The organism is Niveibacterium umoris (genome assembly GCF_014197015.1).
Lineage (GTDB): Bacteria > Pseudomonadota > Gammaproteobacteria > Burkholderiales > Rhodocyclaceae > Niveibacterium > Niveibacterium umoris.
The window spans coordinates 600873-620717 of sequence record NZ_JACIET010000002.1 but is presented as its reverse complement, the minus strand read 5'-3'; the positions used below and the strand labels follow the sequence as shown (position 1 = coordinate 620717).

General features: G+C 61.7%; 9 protein-coding genes. 3 read left to right on the top strand and 6 right to left on the bottom strand.

The annotated features are described in order from the left end of the window. Positions 1 to 8: 8 nt before the first annotated feature. The 6 genes from GGR36_RS14820 to dnaA all read right to left on the bottom strand — a co-directional run bounded on the left by GGR36_RS14820 (position 9) and on the right by dnaA (position 18821). Complete coding sequence (locus GGR36_RS14820; RefSeq protein ID WP_242533271.1) at positions 9 to 4445, bottom strand: Eco57I restriction-modification methylase domain-containing protein; 4437 nt, start codon at positions 4443 to 4445, stop codon at positions 9 to 11. A gap of 4 nt (positions 4446 to 4449) precedes the next feature. Beyond that, the gene (locus GGR36_RS14815; RefSeq protein WP_242533270.1) at positions 4450 to 7296 is read right to left on the bottom strand and encodes a helicase-related protein; all 2847 of its coding nucleotides are present in this window, start codon (positions 7294 to 7296) and stop codon (positions 4450 to 4452) included. An 8-nt stretch (positions 7297 to 7304) separates the two neighbouring features. Further along, positions 7305 to 12647: a DEAD/DEAH box helicase gene (locus tag GGR36_RS14810; protein ID WP_183635557.1), complete on the bottom strand. Its 5343-nt coding sequence runs from the start codon at positions 12645 to 12647 to the stop codon at positions 7305 to 7307. Between the two features lie 520 nt (positions 12648 to 13167). Then, positions 13168 to 15648 (bottom strand): DNA topoisomerase (ATP-hydrolyzing) subunit B, encoded by a 2481-nt coding sequence (gyrB, locus tag GGR36_RS14805; protein WP_183635556.1) that lies wholly within the window; start codon positions 15646 to 15648, stop codon positions 13168 to 13170. 127 nt (positions 15649 to 15775) lie between these two features. After that, positions 15776 to 16879, bottom strand: coding sequence for a DNA polymerase III subunit beta (dnaN, locus tag GGR36_RS14800; RefSeq protein ID WP_183635555.1), 1104 nt, complete (start codon positions 16877 to 16879; stop codon positions 15776 to 15778). Positions 16880 to 17399: 520 nt separating this feature from the next. Next, positions 17400 to 18821 (bottom strand): chromosomal replication initiator protein DnaA, encoded by a 1422-nt coding sequence (gene dnaA / locus GGR36_RS14795; RefSeq protein WP_183635553.1) that lies wholly within the window; start codon positions 18819 to 18821, stop codon positions 17400 to 17402. Between the two features lie 276 nt (positions 18822 to 19097). On the opposite strand from dnaA, the gene rpmH reads away from it, so the two are divergent. From rpmH to yidD, 3 genes are read left to right on the top strand one after another with little or no spacing between them, the layout of a single operon-like run. Continuing rightward, positions 19098 to 19232 carry a 50S ribosomal protein L34 gene (gene rpmH / locus GGR36_RS14790; protein ID WP_114403167.1) on the top strand — a complete coding sequence of 45 codons (135 nt, stop codon included), beginning with the start codon at positions 19098 to 19100 and terminating at the stop codon, positions 19230 to 19232. Beyond that, a complete protein-coding gene (gene rnpA / locus GGR36_RS14785; RefSeq protein ID WP_338086704.1) occupies positions 19174 to 19593 on the top strand; it encodes a ribonuclease P protein component in 420 nt (139 codons plus the stop codon). The genes rpmH and rnpA overlap by 59 nt, the downstream gene beginning before the upstream one ends. A gap of 6 nt (positions 19594 to 19599) precedes the next feature. Then, positions 19600 to 19809, top strand: coding sequence for a membrane protein insertion efficiency factor YidD (gene yidD / locus GGR36_RS14780; RefSeq protein WP_183635551.1), 210 nt, complete (start codon positions 19600 to 19602; stop codon positions 19807 to 19809). The last annotated feature ends 36 nt before the right edge of the window (positions 19810 to 19845 follow it).

The following is a 19845-nucleotide window of genomic DNA, read 5'->3' as shown; positions in this document are numbered from 1 at the left end:
CGCCGTAGTTATGTCGGAATCATCCGGTCCCACGCCTCCAGCACCAAGCGCCGCGTCCGGTACTCCCCGTAGGCGCGCATTTCGTTATCTTTGAGCACGCGGAAGGTTTCGCTGGGGTAGTCGGCGCCCATCACGTCTTTGGGGTCGAGGATGTAGCGCAGCTCGTCTCGGGTGAGGCCGTAGAGGCGGGCGTAGTAGGCGTCGAGCTCGGCGCGCAGGTGGGCGCGTCGCTCAGGGTTCCAGGCGAAGGGGCGGCCCTGTTCGGCGGCAGGGCGTGGGTCGTATGCTGCTAGGTCCTGCCCCCAGGCCTGCAGGTCGTCGGTGGTGTAGGTGAGTTCGAGGACGCGGGGGACGATGAAGGCGAGGTCGGTGTCGGTATAACGGTCAGGGGGCAGCACCGGGAGCTGCTTGTAGATGAAGTAGTTCAGGTGCATTCCGCCGACCTTATGCCTAGCCACGAAATCTAGACTCATTGAACACAGATTGCCCAGCAAGGCGGCGAGCGAGCCGCCGGCTGCGCTGGAGCGGAAGAGCATCAAAGGCAGGTTGTTGCCCACCCCCACCCGTGGCACTACAGACGCAATTACCGTGCGTTCGTTGGTAGCGTTGGTAATGTCCCGCCACCCCATCAACCACCGCGGGCTGCGCCGGTCCATCCACAGGTCGAGCAAGGTCTGCAGGGCATCAGCCAAAGGACTCGCATGCAAGGCATTTGCGAGGGCCGACAGCTGGTCGTCGTCTAGGCGAACGTCACGATTCTGTGCAGCCCACTTAGGGAAGTCGACCAGGGCCTTTTTGGTCGTCAGGCCTTCGCCGCGCAGCACGTCGTTCAGTCGTGAGAAGCGTGCTTTCAGCTGCTGTTCGGTGGTGGCAATGTGGGGCTGGGCTTGGGTAGGCGTCCAACCCTCAGTGCTGAGCGCTGGGCCAGCCGTGCTATGGAACAGCTCGCCGGCCACCCATTGCGACAGCGCGAGCAGAAGGTCGGCCAGCGCGGCGTCCTGGTCAGCGGCGTTGGCCGCATCGCGGGCGGCATGAAGGGCCTGCCAGGCACGGGCCACGCGGGTAGGCACGCGGGCGATGCGGACGAGCACCTCACGCTCGTCCACCCAGTAACGCGGGCGCACGGTGCAGGCCGGGTCGGCCTTCTGCGTATCGCTGACGTCCGCGGTTTCCACCTCGCCCGTCGCTCCGCCGGGGACATCCACATAGGTGGCCCAGCGGTGGTCGAACTGGTGAATCATCTTCGCCTCGTACAGCGGCAGGCGTCGGAGCTCTCCTGACGCAGCCTCGCGATTGCGGAAGAGGCTGCTGTCGGTGTTCATCATGAACATCAGCTGGAACTGCAGGCCCCAGGGGTTGTGTTCAGTCTGAATTACCTCGTCGGCTTGATTGCGCAGTTCCTCCCGCCAGAGCACCGGCGTCGAGTTGTAGAGCTTCTTCGTAAGCGCAGCGTCGGCTTGACTCCGAAACACGGGGCAAGTTCGCGTATTGGGATTTAGCAGCGCGAAGTCCGACGGCGAAAGCGTGAACCGTCGACGAAGGTCAAGCAGGTCACTTGTGTTACCCGAGAAGAACTGGAAGTCGACCTGACGCGTCTTGCCCATGGTCAGCAGACAGAACTTGTAGCTCCGGTGCACACCAGCAAAGATTGCCTCGCGGTTCTCGAAGTCGTACAGACTGGCGAGGTTGCCATCAGCGATGGCATTGAACAGATGTTGGGTGAAGGAGTCCGTGGCAATGCCAGAGGGGAGCACCAGGCCGGCACGGCCTGGCTGCCCGAGACTCGTGGCTTGCAACACCGTTTCTGCGAAAAGGGACGCCAAGTTGATACGTCCAAAACCTGAGTGCGGGAAGCGCCCACTCGCGTGAACAAAGGATTGAACCGCCTCCGTTCCGCGCACAGCGGCCCAATACTTGGCGTGGAGGTGCGGGCGTTCCGTCTGTAACGCTGCAATGAGCTTCTCGCGGGCCGCCATGTGTTGCGCGTTGGCAATGGAAGGCGCCTCTGCAGCAAAGAACTCTTGCGGGTCGAGCTGCAACATCTCCCACGGTGGGTTGCCGAGCATCACGCTGAAGCCGCCTTTGGCCGCTACTTGCGGGAACGCCAGCCACCAGTGGAAGACAGCGTGCTGGCGGCACAGAGTCTGGACGGCACTATCCACGTGGGCCTTGGCCGGTTGTCCGCTGAGCACGCCCCAAAGGTAGCCGGACAGCGGCACCGTGGCGCCTGCATCGGCCAGCTTAGGCGCCAGGAAGGCGGCTACGTAGGTGTCGGCCAAACGGGCGAAGGTGCTGCGCTGCGCCTCGCCCTCGGCCTGCAACCACGCTTGACGCTTCGCGGCCAGGTGGTCGGGGGTGTCATCGTCCAGCGTCTCCACGCCGACCGCCTGCGCGGCCAGTCCCGCCTGGGTCAGAAGGTCGCCCCCTGCAATCTGGCGCCAGCTCTTCAGGTCGGCCTTGTTCTGCTTCTTCAGGGCCTTGGAGACTTCCTTGTCGTCGCCCGAGAGCGCCGTGTAGGCCTCGTCGGGGATACCATGCTCCAGCACCTTGGGGTCAAGTACGCCCAGCAGTGCATCACCTACGCGCAGGTGATGGTCGACGAAACTCAGCGGCCGGTCGGGTGAGTAGGCCTCCAGCCACAGCGCCGTCTTCGCCAGCTGGATGGCCATGGCATTCTTGTCCACCCCGTAGATGCAGCGGCTCACAACGTCACGCAGCGCGTGGCGGTAGTCGGTAGGCGTTGGGGCGCCGCCCTCGCGCTCCGCTGCTGCACGGTGCAATGCCACCTCATCGGCCAGGCGACGTGCAGCCGACAGCAGGAAGTGGCCGCTGCCGCAGGCGGGGTCGCAGATGGTGAGCGACAGAAGCGCCTCGACCGGGCGGTCCGGATTTGCCTTGACCGTTTGAGCGATGACAGGCTCCAGCGCGCTCTTGATGAGCTCCTGCACCAAGCTGTCAGGCGTGTAGTAGCTGCCAGTGAGCTTGCGGGTGTTGCCCTTCGTGGAGGCGTCCGTCTCGTCGTCACCCATGAAGGCCAAGCGCGCCGTAACGGGTGAGGCCAGACCCTGCAGGTCGGGAACAAGCTCCAGCAGACTTTCGTATACGCTGCCCAGTTCCTCGGGGCCCATATCGCGGTAGTTGACGCGCGACAGACCACCGTCGGCACGGAACCAGCCGAGCTGGAATACGGCCGCCAGCAGATGACGGTTGTCCAGCTGCGCCGCATCCAGGCGCGGACACTGGTCGGTGTCGAACAGGCCTCCGAGCGCCGGTAGGCCGAGAGCCGGTTCGCCGCGGGCGAGCGCGTCGAAGGTGATGGTGAGCCCCTGCCAGAGGTCGGCATGACGGTCGTGCTGGCTGCGGCGCACGGCCCGCTCGCGCAGCCAGGTCAGCGAGTAGCCGGCCAGATAGCGCGCCTTGGCCTCTTCTGATGCGTCCGGAGTGAAGACAAGCCGTTCGCCGGTGCCACGGTCGCGCCGGTCTTCGACAGTCGCCAGGAAGATGAGGCGGTAGACCAGGCGCAGCAGTTCTTCGAAGAAGGCCTGTCGGTCGTAGCCGCTTTCAACGTTCTGCAGCGCCGCACGAAGCGCGCTGTTGGCTGGGTGCGAAAGAAAGCCGGTGCCTAACTCGCGAATCGCCCTAGCCACCTGGTCGCGCAAGTTGCCGCGCACCGTGACACCGGCTTGCTGGCCGGCGGCACGCCAACGCTCCCAGGGGCAGTCGTTGGGTTGGGTCTCTGCATTGCCGAAGCGACTGGCGTGGGTCAGCAGCCAGAAAGCGCTGAAGTCGGCCAGGAGCTCTTCATTGAACAGCGCTTCGAGGTCGACTTCAATGTACGCCGGGCGTGTGAGGCTGGCATTGTCGCGCAGGATGCGCAGCATCAGACCGTTACTGACGATGGCCCAGAGGCAATCGTCGCTGGCATTGAGTGCCTCCTGCGCCAACATGAAGGGGCTGCGACGGCGCGTTTTGCCGGTGTCGGGATTGGTTTCGCCAAAACGCTCAGCTGCAGCGTCCAGCGGTTCGTCGAATCCAGCAAAAACCAGCGGCACATGCCCACCGTTGCCCGCATGGCCGATGGCAAACGAATGCCCGGCGTGCTCAATCGCGGGACAACGGCCTGCATCGTGGAAATGCAGCACGTCGCGCAGCAACGGCAGCAGCCACTCGCGGACGGTGACATCAAAGGCGCGAACGTCTTGCCGCTGACGCAGGGTCTGGAAGTCTTGCCAGAGGTTGAGTGCAATCTTGAAGTCGCGGGCGATTTCGTCGCGCAGCTTCAGGCCCTTGGCGATGCGGTAGTGGCTTTCTGTCTGCTCCGTGTCCTTGGGGTCGGCGAGCAGGGTCAGGCGCGTAAGCTCTTCGGCGGGGATGAGACCGCCTTCAATCCGGATGGCGCGGTAGGCGAGCTGGTGAGTCGCGCGTTTGAAAATCGACTTTGCCATGGGCTCAAGCTCCCACGGCGATGTTGGCGGCTGCGCCGACGTCGGGCAGCAGCACGTAGAGCCCCATCACATCGACGGGCAGGCTGGCGGTGACCTGATAGCTGCCGCGACCTTCGGCGGCCTCGCGTACGCGGCGATGGTCCAGCAACAGCGACTGGGCGCGGGCCTTGGCGATGGCCTCGAACTGCGTTTGCCATTCAGGCAACGCGTCAAGCGCGGATTGAAGGTGTCGGTCTCGCAACGGTGGCGGCATGTTGCGGGTGGCTTCAGCGCCGAGCAGCTCTCGCGTCTGCTCAGGTGAGAGTTCGTTGAAGGGTTCCGAGCCAGCACTTGCGACGGCGACGGCTTCTTCGCACATCAGCAGGCGGGTCGATGAGCCGTGGGTGACGGTGAGCTGGTGGCGAATGCGCAGCAGCAGCACTGTGGTCTTGAGGCTCACTGCGCTCACAAAAGCGGCGCCAGCCCGAGCGACTGCGGCCGCTTCGTCGCCGCTTGGCGAGTCATCGAGGGCTTGCTCCAGCAAGGTGTCGGCGAGTACCGACACCAGAGGATGGGTGCGGTGAATGAAGGTCGCGCCTTGGGCGGCGGGTTGTCGGAAGTCGATTCGCAGGGTGCCCGACAGACCTTCAGCCACCAGACGCTCTTGCACCGCGACGGGAAGGTGTTCCGTCGGCAGCTTGAAGTGCTGCTTGACCGGTTGCAGCGGCGAACCGAGCTGATTGGCTGCGCGGCTGACAAATCGCGCGACATCGGCTTCACCCCCCAAGACCGCTGACGACTTGCGCCACTCGGGCAACACGTCTTCCGGCTTCAGACGGCGCTGGGCGAAGATACTGCGATTCTGTTTGGCTTTCTCCTTGGCGCTTTGCCACGCCAGGTCGATTTGCTTGGCAGGTTCGCCAAACAGGTCGAGTTGGGACTGCGCGTTGAGCGGCGCGCCCTTGCGCAGCAACACTGCGTTCATCAGTGCCTGCGTGAGCTTGCCTTCATCGTCGGGCATGGGCACGAGCACGCCGAGTTCTTTCCGAATGCTCTCGGCCTTGCGCAAGATGACTTGCAGCACCGCGCCGTCGACCGGGTTGTCTTCGCCGTAAAGCATGGTGCTGCGCACTTCGGGCGCCTTCTGGCCGAAACGGTCCACTCGGCCTTCCCGCTGCTCGTGGCGAGTGGGGTTCCAGCTCAAGTCGTAATGAACCACGGCGGTAAAGAGGTTCTGCAGGTTGATACCTTCCGACAAGCAGTCGGTGGCCACCAGGATGCGAACCTCACTCTCGCCCAATTGCTCGACTGCAGCCTCACGCTCGTCCGGCGTCAGTTCGCCGGTAACTGCCTTCACGGTGGCTGACTTGAACTTTTCCTGAAGCGCGGCGGCCAGGTAGTGCGCGGTCGCGATGTAGCGGCAGAACACCACCGGCAAGAAGCCATCTTTCAAGAGAACGGCCAAGTGCTCCAGCAACTTGGCGAGCTTGGGGTCGTTCTGCTGACCGGCCAAGGCGGCAGCGCTTGCGACAAGTTCTTGCAGCCGCTGAGAGTCTTCGGTCTGTGCCCCGGGTTCGATGTCGTCGGTAGAGAGCGCATCTTCAGTGCCATCGAGCACCCGGTCGCTGGCTTGGGCTTCAAGGTCTTCAAGCGATACGTCGCCCACGATTCCTTCTTCCGATTGCGCGGCCTGAAGGCGCGTGCGCAAGGCATTCACCGCCGCGGCTGGCGACGATGAAATGCAACGTAGCAGGGCCAGTGCCGCCCACCAGTTCATGCGCTGTTCGCGCAGCCCTTGTCCCTCGGAACGCTCGACCAGCTCACGGGCGTAGGTCAGCACGTCGTTGAACAACTGCCCCCATGCACCGGTCAAGCGGTAGGTGATTTCCGCCGACTTGCGGTCGGGAAACATGGAGGTGTCCTGCCACTCCGCAATGTCCGGGCGGCGACGCTGCACGAAGTGACGCGAGAGCGCTTCACGCAGGTCGCTACGCTGACCAGCCGGCAAGTCCTTGAGTTGCGCAAAATCGGCACGAAGGAGGCCCAGCAGGTTGAAGAACGCATCTTCGTCACCGCTATGAGGGGTCGCGGTCAGCAACACGAGATGGCGCTCGGGGTCGGCCACAAGACCTTTCAGCAACTGGTGACGTTGCTGTCGCCCCTGACCTGCCTGAGTGCAGGTGTGCGCCTCATCGACAATGACGAACTCGGGGCAGAAACGCTGGAAGGCCTCGCGACGGCGTTCGGACTTGATGTAGTCGAGACTGACCACCGTGTAGGGGTGCGCATCGAAAAGCGATGCACCGGGGGGAAGGTCGCGCTCCAGCCGGTCGGCGGTGTTGGAACGGACAACGACAGCAGGGATGTGGAAACGCTCTACCAGCTCGCGTTGCCATTGCTCACACAGGTGCGGCGGGCAAAGCACGGTCAGGCGTTGAACCTCGCCCCGGTCGAGCAGCTCACGAGCAATGAGCGCGCCTTCGATGGTCTTGCCAATACCAACGTCGTCGGCAATCAGCAGCCTGACGGTGGGCTGCTTGAGCGCCATCAGCAAGGGCACGAGCTGGTAGGCGCGAGGCTCGACGGCGATGTTGCCGAAGCTTCGAAACGGCCCGGCGCCACTGCGCAGCTTGAGTTGCAGGGCATCGAGCAACATCTGGCTGGCCGAGTGATTGCGCGCCTGGTCGAGCGTGGGCCATGGGAAGGTGGCGGCCTGGACCGGCTGTCGTTCAAGCGGCAGATAGATGAGTGTTTCATCCCGTTCGCCGCCGCCCAAAGGGCGTAGGCGCAAGGTCTGTGCATCAGAATCGGGGAGAACAATCCATTCGCGGCCACGGGCCGAGACAAGGCTTCCCGGAAGGAATTCGGGCATCGGTGCGTTCATGATTCTTGTGATTTTCCGGGGCCAAACAGGTCAGCGTTGTTCTTGAAGAGGTCACGCCAGCACTCGACCTCCTTGGGGAAACGGACCACGAGGTAACCGAGGTCATCGAGCTTGCGGTCGATTGCCGCATCCAGCGCACGCTGTGCGTCAGTTTCGTGGTGAGGGCCGTCGATGAACACCGCGAGGTTGAATTCGTCGTAGAAGAAGTCCGCACAGGCATTGGCGGCAGGAATGCTGTGTTGACCGCGGTCCGGTTTGCGGTACCCCTGCTCGTTCACATGGTTGAGCCAGGCTTGCTCAAGTGAGCTGCCCGCGGTGCGCTCAAGTTGCGCATCGTGCTCGTCCGGCGCGCGGCCCTGCGTTCCTTGGTTGGTTCGCGCTTGCGTCAAGCGACAGAGCAGGTCCAGCAGCAACCCGCTCGCGACCTTGTCCTTGCGGTCAATGAGTGTGTGGTCTGGCTGGTTGTGGTACGAGAGCAGACAGCGGTAGCAGCCGGCTTCACAGAAGGGCTCACCGTTGTGGTCGAGTTCCTCCTCCAGACTGTCTCGCTTCCAGACGTGCCCGGCAGGCGGTGCTTTGAAATGGATGATTTCGAGCGCCTTGGCCGCGACTGCGGCCAGTGCGTCCGGCTCGGTGGCCAAACGTGTCAGCACCCCGGCTCCGCCCTCGGCTGCTTCAAACAACAGGATGGATTGACGGAGCTCACGCGTAGGAAGCGGCTCTGCCATGAGCTCGCTCTCTTCGAGCTGGTAGACCGCTTCGATGCCGCGCTTGAGCGCGTATTGCAAGGTCGTCAGCGTCTCAGGTTCAAGCACACCCAGCGCATGGTGAGGCCGCACGATGAGAATGTTACGGCGGTCCTCGACGTAGGGAACGATACGTTGCGGGGGCGTCTTGTCGGGCGGGGCCTCCCCCTCACTCTCGGTTTCACCGTTGCCATCATCAACACCGCCCACCCAGTGACCAGTCACCGGGTTCATCATGAAACCCTGGATGGACTTCTCCTTGCGGCGACGCCAACCAAAGTTCATGCGCCAGACGGTTGCTGCTGGCCCGTACTGCATCTGCATCAGTGGCCCGCTGGCATCCTCGACGACCGTAGTGACCATCTGCAACTTGCCCTCGGCTTGGGCGAACTGCAGCGTGGTCTGCATTTCGTAGCCCTGGCGCACCCGTTCTTCTTCGTTGGCAGTGATGCGTTCAGCACGTTTGGTCGAAACGTTCTCGATTCGATAGAGGTTTCTGACCTCTTTCGCCTCTGCCAGAGAGGCACCACAGGAAATGCAGCGGTCGACGTCACGCTGGGAACGGAAGTGCCCATAGCCGCAGGCCGGACACAGGCGTGCGACTTCGGTGGGCAGGCGAGCACCTTCAGTGACCTGGTCTTGACCGGTAATGGTAAGCAGGGCTTTGGTGACCCGGTACTGGCTTCCCTCGTGGTAGATGAGGCTGTACGGGCCAAACTCGCCCAGCGCCAGGAAACGCGGCCGGGACAAGAAGCTTTCGCGACCAATGGAGCCACGCCGAGCGGGGAGATACGCCAGCAAGGGCAAGCGGGGGAAGTTGTATCCGGGGAGGAACCCCTGCGAGGCAAGGTAGCGGTAGGTGTAGAAATCCGAGTTGAACGCGCTGTCGCCCGCCAACAGCAGGTCGCGCTGCTTGCGCGCTTCGTTGTGACGTTGCTGAGCCTCGCGGCGTTCCCGCTCACTTGCTGCTGGGTTGTTCTCAATCTTGAAGTTCAGCTCAATGGCCTGCGCGGTCGCCCGATACAGGTCGCGCCAACGCTGTAGCGATGCATCAAACTCCTGGTAGGTTCGTTGGAACACCGACTCGGCCCAGTGCTCGTTGTACCAAGGCGCATTGCGCGGCGTGAGTTCGTTGGCCAACATCGAGAGGACACGCAAGCCCCGCTGATGTGCACGGCGCTTTGCCTCAGGCTTGTCAAGGTCAGCCGCGACCTCTTCCATGATGGGAAGTGCTTCGGGCTGATTCATGTCCAGCAGGTCCCGGACGCTGTTGCCGAGTCGCCGACCGGTCTCCGCAAGCCAGATGGCGTGCATGTGACTCTTGACCAGTTCGAGGTTGGCGAGGTCCAAGGTCGGCGCGTTCACCTGACCGTGCACCATGCGAACCGGGTCGCGGAAGTAATACTGGTCGTGCGGAGACTGGCTCGCACAGTAGGTGATAACCAGTGCAGGCTGCCCAGCGCGCCCAGCTCGGCCACTGCGCTGTGCGTAGTTCGCCGGAGTCGGCGGGACATTGCGCATGTAGACCGTGTTCAGCGACGAGATATCGACGCCTAACTCCATGGTCGGGGAGCAGAAGAGCACGGGCAGCCATTCGAGCTCGTGACCGTTCTTCTTGCGCCACTCGTCCCGGTCCTTTTCAGTGAAACGGAAACGGGCTTCCCGCTCAAGGCGGTCGTCCTGCTCTACTTGCGCGGTATGTTCGCGAGCCTCGAACTCGAAGAGCTGGTGCACCGGGCTATCCAGCAGTCCAGCGATGTTGCGATACAAACCACGGAAGAACGCGTTGTCCTCAGCTTGGCGCTGACTCTGTCCATCACCGAGTTGCCAGAGCAGCGCGGTGCCGTTGAGCTGCCAGCCGGTGAGGCCGACATCCGTCTCTTCCTTGCGAACCAGTCCGTAGGACTCCGCGGCCTTGAGCAAGGCACCAACGACAGCGCCCCATGTCTGGTCGTTGATGGATTTGTAGAACGGATTGGCCCCGCCCCAAGTGCTGCCATGGCGCAGCGACCGCCCCAGTCGGGAGCGACTGGAACCAATCAACAGGAAGTCCTCAACCTGGAGGCGACGACCTCGGCGGTCGGTTTCTTCCTTCGGGCGTGAAGTTACAAACCAACGGGCTGCAACGGGCCGCTCGTCTTCTGTAAATCCCCACGGCTCACGAAGGTTCGCATAGCTTTGAGTCCGAAGCTGTTCGAGCTCCGTGCGGTCCAAGTAGCGCGTCGCGATACACAAACCCTGCCGCATGAAATCAAAGAGCTCACGCAGAACCCGCGCCCGCTCCGCCGGGGTTGCCGCTTGCAGGACCTGAGGGGCCTCTGCCCATTCCGACGCGTCCGACGCCAGGTCTTCTAGGTCTTGGTACTCAATGCGAACCAAGCCCAGTTGTTCAAGGTTCGGATTGTTGAATCGCCAACCGCGACGCAAGTCGAAGTAAGTGCGGTAGCCGAGGATGCTGCGCATGGCTTCTTGCACCTGCCTGCGCGTGTTGCCCTTGAGCTCAGGCTGTTGCATGTACTCCGAGCGAACTGCCGGGTCGTCACGATGGAAGCCCAATGCTTCAAAGACCGCGTTGCCGACCTCCCGCTCGGTCAGGAGATTGCCACTCGCCCTTTGGACGGCCGACAGCAGTGCTGCCCGAGTCAGAAGGACTTGGAGGAAGTCGTTGAAGTGTCCCGCTTGAAGGGCCGCATCCTGACGGTTGTCGGAGAAGCCCAGCACCTTCTTCGCTTCAGCGGAAAGCTGCTGGTCCTGCTCATACAGATAGCGCAGCGCTGACAGCGTCAGCATGGTCGTCGCCGAGCTACGGCCTTCTCCGGAGAGGGATGTCAGGCGAAGCGAGTCTTTCCCGGCCGAGCTGTGCGAGACGCCACATGCGAGGCAGAATCGGAACGAGCCTGGGATGAACCACGCTTGGAGGCCTTGCTCGTTCGTTGCAACACCGTCGGGGCGCACCTTGACCGCCTGCGGCATGAACTTACGCTGAGCGGACTTGATTCGCCATTCCCCATCGGCGCGCTCTTCCAGCCAGGACTCCGGGTAGCGTTCAATGTTCTCGGGCTCCCAGGTGTTCTTGCCATCCGGCATCAGGAAGCCGAATTTGACCTGGTCGTCTTCGTGCTGACGCTCTTCGATGTTTCGCACGTCGAAGGTGCGGCCTTCTGCGCCATCGGTGTCCCAGACCGGGATGTACTCCTGCCCGCAGTCGCGACAGAAGTGGGTGTGGTAGTAGCGTCGCTGGCGCGTTTCATCGCCTGAGACGAACTGCTGGCCATCCAGGGTGATGGCGCGACGACCCGGTGCTTCGAGCGTCGTATAAACCTTGCCGCCACCCGCAATGAACTGGTGAAGCTTGAATGCGAACAGGCTCTTCCCTGTCTTGTCGGTGACGGCATGGGCCCGAAGCATGAACTGCTGCAGGTAAGCGAGTGACGCTTCAAAGGATTCGCCTGAATCGCTTTGGAGGGCTTGGGCCGCCTGCGCCAGGGTGAGCGGTTTGGCGCGCCGCGGCTTGTCGCCCTCATAGCTAAGACCGAGCTTGAGTTCGACCCACACCGACATCGGGTGTGCAGCCATGGCTTCGAAATCAAGATGAGTCGGAACTCCCGCCTGAATCGCGTCACGGAGTCGAGGACGCACAGATTCGAGCGTCTCGTGCTCGGGAGTCGTACGGCGGAGGGTCTCGGTGATGATGTTCCGGTCGGCGATGGGGGTGCCGAATAAGCGGCGGGCGACGTTCGCTACCACCGCATTGCGTTCCATCTGCGTGCCTTCAGACGCCATCGTGGCGGAAGTGCCGATGCAGATGAGGTCCTCCGCCAGGGCTTCGCGCACGCGTCGCACGAGCAGTGCAACGTCGGCCCCCTGGCGACCGCGGTATGTGTGCAGCTCATCGAGCACAAGAAACCGCAGCCCCTTGGCGTTGCGCATCACCGCTTTGTCGATGTCGTTCTGCCGGGTCATCAGCAGTTCGAGCATCATGAAGTTCGTGAGCAGAATGTCGGGCGGTGTGGCGGCCATCGCTTGCCGCTCTTCGTCGCTCTCCTGTCCGGTGTATCGCCCAAACGTGACTGAGCAGGCTGCAGGGTCGGAGCCCAGAAACTTCTTGAGCTCTTCGAGCTGGGAGTTCGCGAGCGCATTCATCGGATAGATGACGATGGCTCGGGTGCGTGGCGTGGGGTCGACTTTCTTGGCCTTGAGGCACGCATCCACAACCGGGATGAAGTAGCTCAGTGACTTGCCGGAGCCGGTTCCCGTGGTGAGGACGTAGCTCTCCCCTGCTAGTGCCAGACTGATGGCCTCCGCCTGGTGCTGATGCAGTGGCAAAGGAACGCCAGCCGAACTCGCCGACTTTCCAAGGCGGAAGATTCCTGCGCACTCCGGACTCAGCAAACCGCTTGCGACCAGCTCATCAACCGTCCCCCCGGAGCGGTAGGTCGGATTTATCTGAATGAGCGGTTCGGGCCAGTACTTCTGGCTCTGGTATTCGCGGTCAACATGCTGGCGGATATCGTCGGCCCGAATCCGCGTGAAGCTGCGGGTGAATTGCTCGTATTCGGTGACGACGTGCGCGCGAAACTGAAATACGTCCATGTGGCTATCGGTCTCAATCGATTGGTTCAGCCTGCATCTGGCAGCGTCCAAGGCCCCCGTGCCCAGTTCATGGGCGACAGGTACAGCGGCACTTCGACTGGAGCGTCAGACGCAGCAACCTGCGGGTATCCGAGGAGGGGAAAGAGTACCGCGAATAGAAAGCATATCGGCCCCATGTCCGTTGACGAAAGTCGCACGACTACTGGAAATCTTCGTAGTCCTGGAGTTGATGTTCGTGAACACGACGCGAAGGACGCCGACGTTTGAAAGAGAGCCCAAACGGCTGCTTCTGCGCCAATGGGGCGCTGAATTGATGGGAGCTCTGAAACGAAAATGGCACCAGACGAGGTCTGGTGCCATTTCGGTGAAGCTTGCCAACTGGAAGCCGACGTAAAGAGCTGCCAGCTTGTAGGACAATCAATAAGTCTTTGTTTTTATTATTATTTAGTCAAAATCCAGCAGATTTCTGTGCCACTAATTGCTTCCTGATGTGTCACTAATTGGGTCTCGCTACAAGTTCTTACACGTCGATGTTCCGCGCATACAGAGCATTGCTCTCGATGAACTCACGACGTGGCTCGACCTGGTCGCCCATAAGCGTGGTGAAGATTTCGTCGGCGGCGATGGCGTCGTCGATCTGCACTTTCAGCAGGCGGCGCACGGCCGGGTCCATGGTGGTTTCCCACAGCTGGTCGGGGTTCATTTCGCCGAGGCCTTTGTAGCGCTGCTTGCTGAGGTTGCGCTCGACTTCGTTGAACATCCAGTCGATGGCTTCCTTGAAGCTGGTAACGGCCGCACCCTTTTCGCCACGGCGCATCTCGGCACCTTCGCCGATCAGGCTGTTGATCATTTCGGCGGCGCGGCGGATTTGCGCGTAGTCGCCCGAGACGAGGAATTCGGCGTCGATGATGCCGCGGCGGACGTTGCCGTGGTGCATGCGTTCAACGGCCAGTTCCCAGGCTTCACTTTCCTGATCGAAATGTGCGCGGACGTTGACGCCTTTGGGCATCGAGGCCTGCAGGCGCGCAGCGGAATCGGTGGCGGCCGCTTCGTCAGCGAGTGAGACATTGATGTCACCGGCGAGCATGGCATGCAGCGCAGCCGGGTCGATGAAGCCCGATACACGATTGATGACCGCTTCCGCGAGCAAGTAGTTGCGCGCGAGTTCGCCGAGGGCTTCGCCTTCGATCGGTGTGGCGCCGGCTGAAGGAATGAGTTGTGCACCGTCGAGGCCCATGCGCAGCAGGTGGGCGTCGAGTTCGGCGTCGTCCTTGATGTAGCGCTCGGTCTTGCCGTGCTTGATCTTGTAGAGCGGCGGCTGGGCGATGTAGATGTGGCCGCGCTCGACGAGTTCGGGCATCTGACGGTAGAACAGCGTCAGCAGCAGGGTGCGGATGTGGGCACCGTCGACGTCCGCGTCGGTCATGATGATGATGCGGTGATAGCGCAGCTTCTCGGGCTTGAAGTCGTCCTTGCCGATGCCGGTACCGAGGGCTGTGATCAGCGTGGCGATCTGTTCGGACGAGATGAGCTTGTCGAAGCGCGCGCGCTCGACGTTGAGCACCTTGCCGCGCAGCGGCAGGATCGCCTGGAATTTGCGATCGCGGCCTTGCTTGGCCGAGCCGCCTGCGGAGTCACCCTCGACGATGTAGATCTCGCACAGGGCGGGGTCTTTCTCCTGGCAGTCGGCGAGTTTGCCGGGCAGGCCGACGCCGTCCAGCACGCCTTTGCGGCGCGTCATTTCGCGCGCCTTGCGGGCGGCTTCGCGGGCACGCGAGGCTTCGACGATCTTGCCGCAGATGGTCTTGGCGTCGATCGGGCGTTCGAGCAGGTATTCGGAGAGCTTGGCGGCGACGACTTCTTCGACTGCCGGGCGCGCTTCGCTCGACACGAGCTTCATCTTCGTCTGCGAGGCGAATTTCGGGTCGGGCATCTTGACGGACAACACGCAGGCGAGGCCTTCGCGCATGTCATCGCCGGTGATCTCGACCTTGGCTTTCTTCGCGATCTCGTTTTCTTCGATGTACTTGTTGATGACGCGGGTCATCGCCATGCGCAGGCCGGTGAGGTGGGTGCCACCGTCGGACTGAGGGATGTTGTTCGTGAAGCACAGCACCTGTTCCTGGTAGCTGTCGTTCCACTGCATCGCGACTTCGACGCTCAGTTCAACCGTACCGCCGCCGCCGCTGACGGGCACCTGGGTGGCGCCGGCTGCGTAGAACACGTTGGGGTGCAGCACGGTCTTGGCGCGGTTGATGTACTCGACGAAGCCGCGCACGCCGCCGGAGAAGGCGAAGTCTTCCTCGCGGGCGGTGCGCTGGTCGATCAGGCGGATACGCACGCCGTTGTTGAGGAAGGAAAGCTCGCGCAGGCGTTTGGCGAGAATCTCGTAGTGGAACTCGATGTGGCCAAAGATTTCTTCATCGGCGAGGAAGTGCACTTCGGTACCGCGCTTTTCGGTGTCGCCAATGACGCGCAGCGGTGAGACCTCGACGCCGTTCTGCACTTCGAGCAGGCGGTCGGCGGCGTGGCCGCGCTGGAATTCCATGAAATGCTTCTTGCCATCGCGCCGGATCGTGAGGCGCAACCACTTCGACAGCGCGTTTACGCACGACACCCCGACGCCATGCAGACCGCCGGAAACCTTGTAGCTGTTCTGGTTGAACTTGCCACCGGCGTGCAGCACGCACATGACGATTTCGGCGGCTGAGCGCTTGGGCTCGTGCTTGTCGTCGAACTTGATGCCGACCGGAATGCCGCGGCCGTTGTCGGTGACCGAGATCGAGTTGTCGGTGTGGATGGTGACCACGATGTCGTCACAGTGCCCCGCCAGGGCTTCGTCGATCGCGTTGTCGACGACTTCGAAGACCATATGGTGCAGACCTGTGCCGTCGGAGGTGTCTCCGATGTACATGCCGGGGCGCTTGCGCACCGCTTCCAGGCCTTCAAGCTGCTGGATGCTGTCTTCGTCGTAGGCGGGTTGCTGATTCTGTTCGGACATCGGGTGACCTTGCTTTGAAACTGATTATCGTCGCCGCGGTAAATGCCAGTGCAGGCGGATCACTTCGAACCGGATCCGCCTGCACCCGCGGTGTTCTGCGGCTGAGTCTGGTGTGGTGAGGGCGGGATCAGATCCGCATCGGCATCACGACGTACTTGAAGCGCGCATCACCGGGCAGGGTGATGAGGGCGCTGGAGTTGCCGTCGTTGAGGCGCAGCTCGATCTCGTCGGTCGATGAGTTGGTGAGCACGTCGAGCAGATAGGTGACGTTGAAGCCGATGTCGACGGTGTCGCCGGCATAGTCGACTTCGATTTCTTCCTGCGCTTCTTCCTGCTCGGCGTTGGAACTGACGATCTTCAGGCTGCCGCTTGAGAGCACCACGCGGACGCCGCGGAACTTTTCGTTGGTCAGGATCGCGACACGGTGCAGCGAGCCAAGCAGTGCGCTGCGGCCCAGCACCAGCAGTTTCGGATGGTTCTGCGGGATGACGCGCTCGTAGTCCGGGAACTTGCCATCGATGAGTTTGGTGATCAGTTCGATCGGGCCGAAGCGGAAGCGGGCCTGGTTGCCGGCGAGCGCAATTTCCAGCGGCTCGTCGCTGTCGGCGAGCTGACGCGCGAGTTCGAGCACGGTCTTGCGCGGAAGGATCACTTCGGTCTTCGGCAGCTCGCCGTCGATTTCAGCCGAAGCGAAGGCGAGGCGGTGACCGTCGGTGGCGACCATGCGCAGTTCGTTACCCTGGGCAACGACCAGCAGGCCGTTGAGGTAGTAGCGGATGTCCTGTGCGGCCATCGAGTACGCAACCTGGGCAAGCTGGCGCTTGAAGGCCTTTTGCGAGACGGTAAGCGTGACCGCTTCGGCATCGTTGAACTGCATGCGCGGGTAGTCGGTGGCCGGGAGCGTCTGCAGCGCAAAGCGGCTCTTGCCGGCATGCAGTGACAGGCGGTTCGCGTCGAGCTTGAGGTTCACCTCGGTGCCGTCGGATAAGGCACGCAGGATGTCCTGAAACTTGCGGGCACCGACGGTGAAGTTGGCGTCTGCACCGCCGCTGGCCTGGCCGGTGGTACGGATCTGGATCTCGATGTCGGTGGCCAGCAGGGTGAGGTCGTCGCCGTGCTTTTCGATCAGCACGTTCGACAGGATCGGCAGGGTGTGTCGCTTTTCGACGATCCCCGAAACCGACTGCAGGGGTCCCAGCAGGGCTTCACGAGAGGCTGTTAACAGAAGCATTTAAGTAAACCTCTATTATTAGTTAACTGCATCCGGTTTCTGTGGATAAGCACAGAAAATCAAATAACTACAACAACTTATGCGGTTCAAAACCTTGTTCACAAGGTCTGTAACTGTCAATGAACAAGTGGGGAGCATTTTTGCCCTTGCCGCTTGTCCTTCGTTTGTCCCCAAATCTTGCCATGTTCAACACACCGGATTTCCACAACCGGTGTCCGATGGTGTTGGTGTTCTTGCAGCCTGTTGAAGCCGCCAACGCATCTGAACTGTTGTTAACAAGATCTTGTAAACATATAACTACTATTAGTAAACCAAGCCCTACTTCTGTGGATAACTACGTTTTCCGTTTTCCATTCAATACGTTGCGTGATCTGAAACCATGTTCGCAACCTACGTATGGCGAGCTGAACAAGTGGGGATGAATTTCGCGTCGTCGGGAAGAATCAAGCTTGTCCCCAAAGGCTCCCTCGATCTGTCCACCTACTATTCACAGTGCTGATTGATCGGTTCTCCTGCCATGTCATCCACGCAAGGTTTGCGTCAGCACATGCAGATCGTGATTGAGCTGCTGGTCTGCCAGGCGCAGCTCAGCAATCGTCCGGCAGGCGTGCAGCACCGTGGTGTGATCGCGACCGCCGAAGGCCTCACCGATCGATGGCAATGAAGAAGGGGTGAGTTCCTTGGCAAGGAACATCGCGACCTGGCGCGGGCGGGCGATGGCCCGTGTGCGCTTCTTCGAATGCATGTCGGCTACCTTGATCTTGTAGTAGTCCGAAACGGTCTTCTGGATCAGTTCGAAGGTGATCTGGCGGTTGTGCGCGGCAAGCAGGTCGCGCAGCGCTTCTTTGGCCAATTCCAGGCTGATGTCGCGGCCGTGGAAGCGTGAGAAGGCGAGCACCTTCTTCAGAGCGCCTTCCAGTTCGCGTACGTTGGAGCGCAGGTTCTTGGCAATCAGGAAGGCAACGTCGTCGGTGAGCGGCGTGCGCTCGGTTTCGGCCTTCTTCTTCAGGATTGCGACCCGCATTTCGAGTTCGGGTGGCTCGATCTGCACGGTGAGACCCCAGTCGAAGCGCGAAACCAGGCGGTCCTGCAGGCCTTCGACTTCCTTCGGATAGGTGTCGCTGGTGATGACGATCTGTTTGCGTGCTTCGACCAGTGCATTGAAGGCGTGGAAGAACTCTTCCTGCGTGCGCTCCTTGTTCTTGAAGAACTGGATGTCGTCGATCAGCAGCAGGTCGAGGTTGCGGTAGTAGCGCTTGAACTGGTCGAAACTCTTCTGCTGGTAGGCGCGCACCACGTCGGCGTAGTAATCCTCGGCGTGCACGTAACGGATGACCGCTTTCGGGTTGTGCTTCCAGACGGCGTTGCCGAGCGCGTGGATAAGGTGGGTCTTGCCGAGGCCGACACCGCCATAGACGAAGAGCGGGTTGTAGCTGGTGCCCGGATTCTGCGCCACCTGCATTGCAGCGGCGCGGGCGAGGTCGTTGGCGCGTCCGGTGACCAGGTTGTCGAAGGTGAAATCCGAGTTGAGCCGGGTCCGCTCGTAGGGTGCGTTGTCTGCGCTTGGCGCAGGCACTCGCGCGGCGGTCTCGTCACGCGATTTGATGATTGCGGGGGCTGGCGTGTCAGGCGATGCGGCGGGAGCTGCCTGCTTTGGGGCCGGCGCGGTTGCGCGTGGGGTGGCAAGCGGCTTGACGTGGGCCGATATCGACAGGGTGACCTGAATCGGTTCACCAAAGATCTCCTGGCCGATTTCCTCGATGCGTCGGAGATAGCGCTCGCGCACCCATTGCAGCACGAAGCGGTTGGGTGCGTGCAACTCGAGGCTGCGCGGGCTGGTAGCCGGCGAAGGGGCAAGGGCCCTGATCCAGGTGTTGAACTGCTGTTGCGGCAGTTCAGCCTCGAGACGGGACAAGCATGTAGACCAGAATTCTTGACTCACGTTTTGCGCGAATGGCTCCCACCCCGCATCGGCGCGTTTGGCGGCGAGCGGTGCGGCATCAACTCTTTGATTTTTATGTGATTATTGTGCTCGAACGGGCAGTGTTCTGCGTGCAGGTGACAGGCTGACCGGGGAGCGCGGAAAGCGGGTGATTCTACGCGTCATCCGGAAAATTATCCACAGGCGCTTCCCTGTGGAAAACATGAAAACGCTTGACAAACAGTGCGTTACGCTGTGTAATCGCGCGTTTTTCCCGGCTTACCAAGGAATCAAATCATGAAGCGCACTTACCAGCCTTCCGTCGTTCGTCGCAAGCGTACCCACGGTTTCCTCGTCCGTTCGCGCACCCGTGGTGGCCGCGCTGTTCTGGCCGCTCGTCGCGCCAAGGGCCGTCATCGTCTCGCCGTCTGATCGGTTGGCGGAAACCACCGGCTTTGACCTGTTGCCGGCCTACCGGCTGCACACAGGTGAAGAGTTCTCGGCAGTTTTCGCTCACCGGCGGGTCGTCCGGGGCCAGGTTTTTAACCTGCACTATCGACCCAATGCCTTGTGCAGCGCGCGTATCGGCTTCGTGGTTGCCAAGAAGCTGGCGCGCCGTGCAGTGCAGCGCAATCTGATCAAACGGATCGGGCGCGAGGTGTTCCGTCTGGAGCGCGCGAGCCTGCCGTGTTGTGATCTTGTCCTTCGGTTGTCGGCATCTCCGAAGGCTGTCAGTCGCGAAAATCTGCGCGCTGAAGTCCAGATGCTGTTCAAGCGCCTGCCGCGGGGATGATTCGGAATGCAGTCCGTGTTGATCGCCCTGTTGCGTGCGTACCGGCTGTTGCTGAGTCCGTTCCTCGGACGTAATTGCCGTTTCCACCCCTCCTGTTCCGCGTACGCGATTGAAGCGCTGCAACGTCACGGTGCTATCAAAGGATCCTGGCTTGCCGCGCGCCGTGTGACCCGCTGTCACCCGTGGAATCCGGGCGGTTATGATCCGGTACCCTGATGCCTGTACCGCGGGCACCCAAGATTGATACCCCTA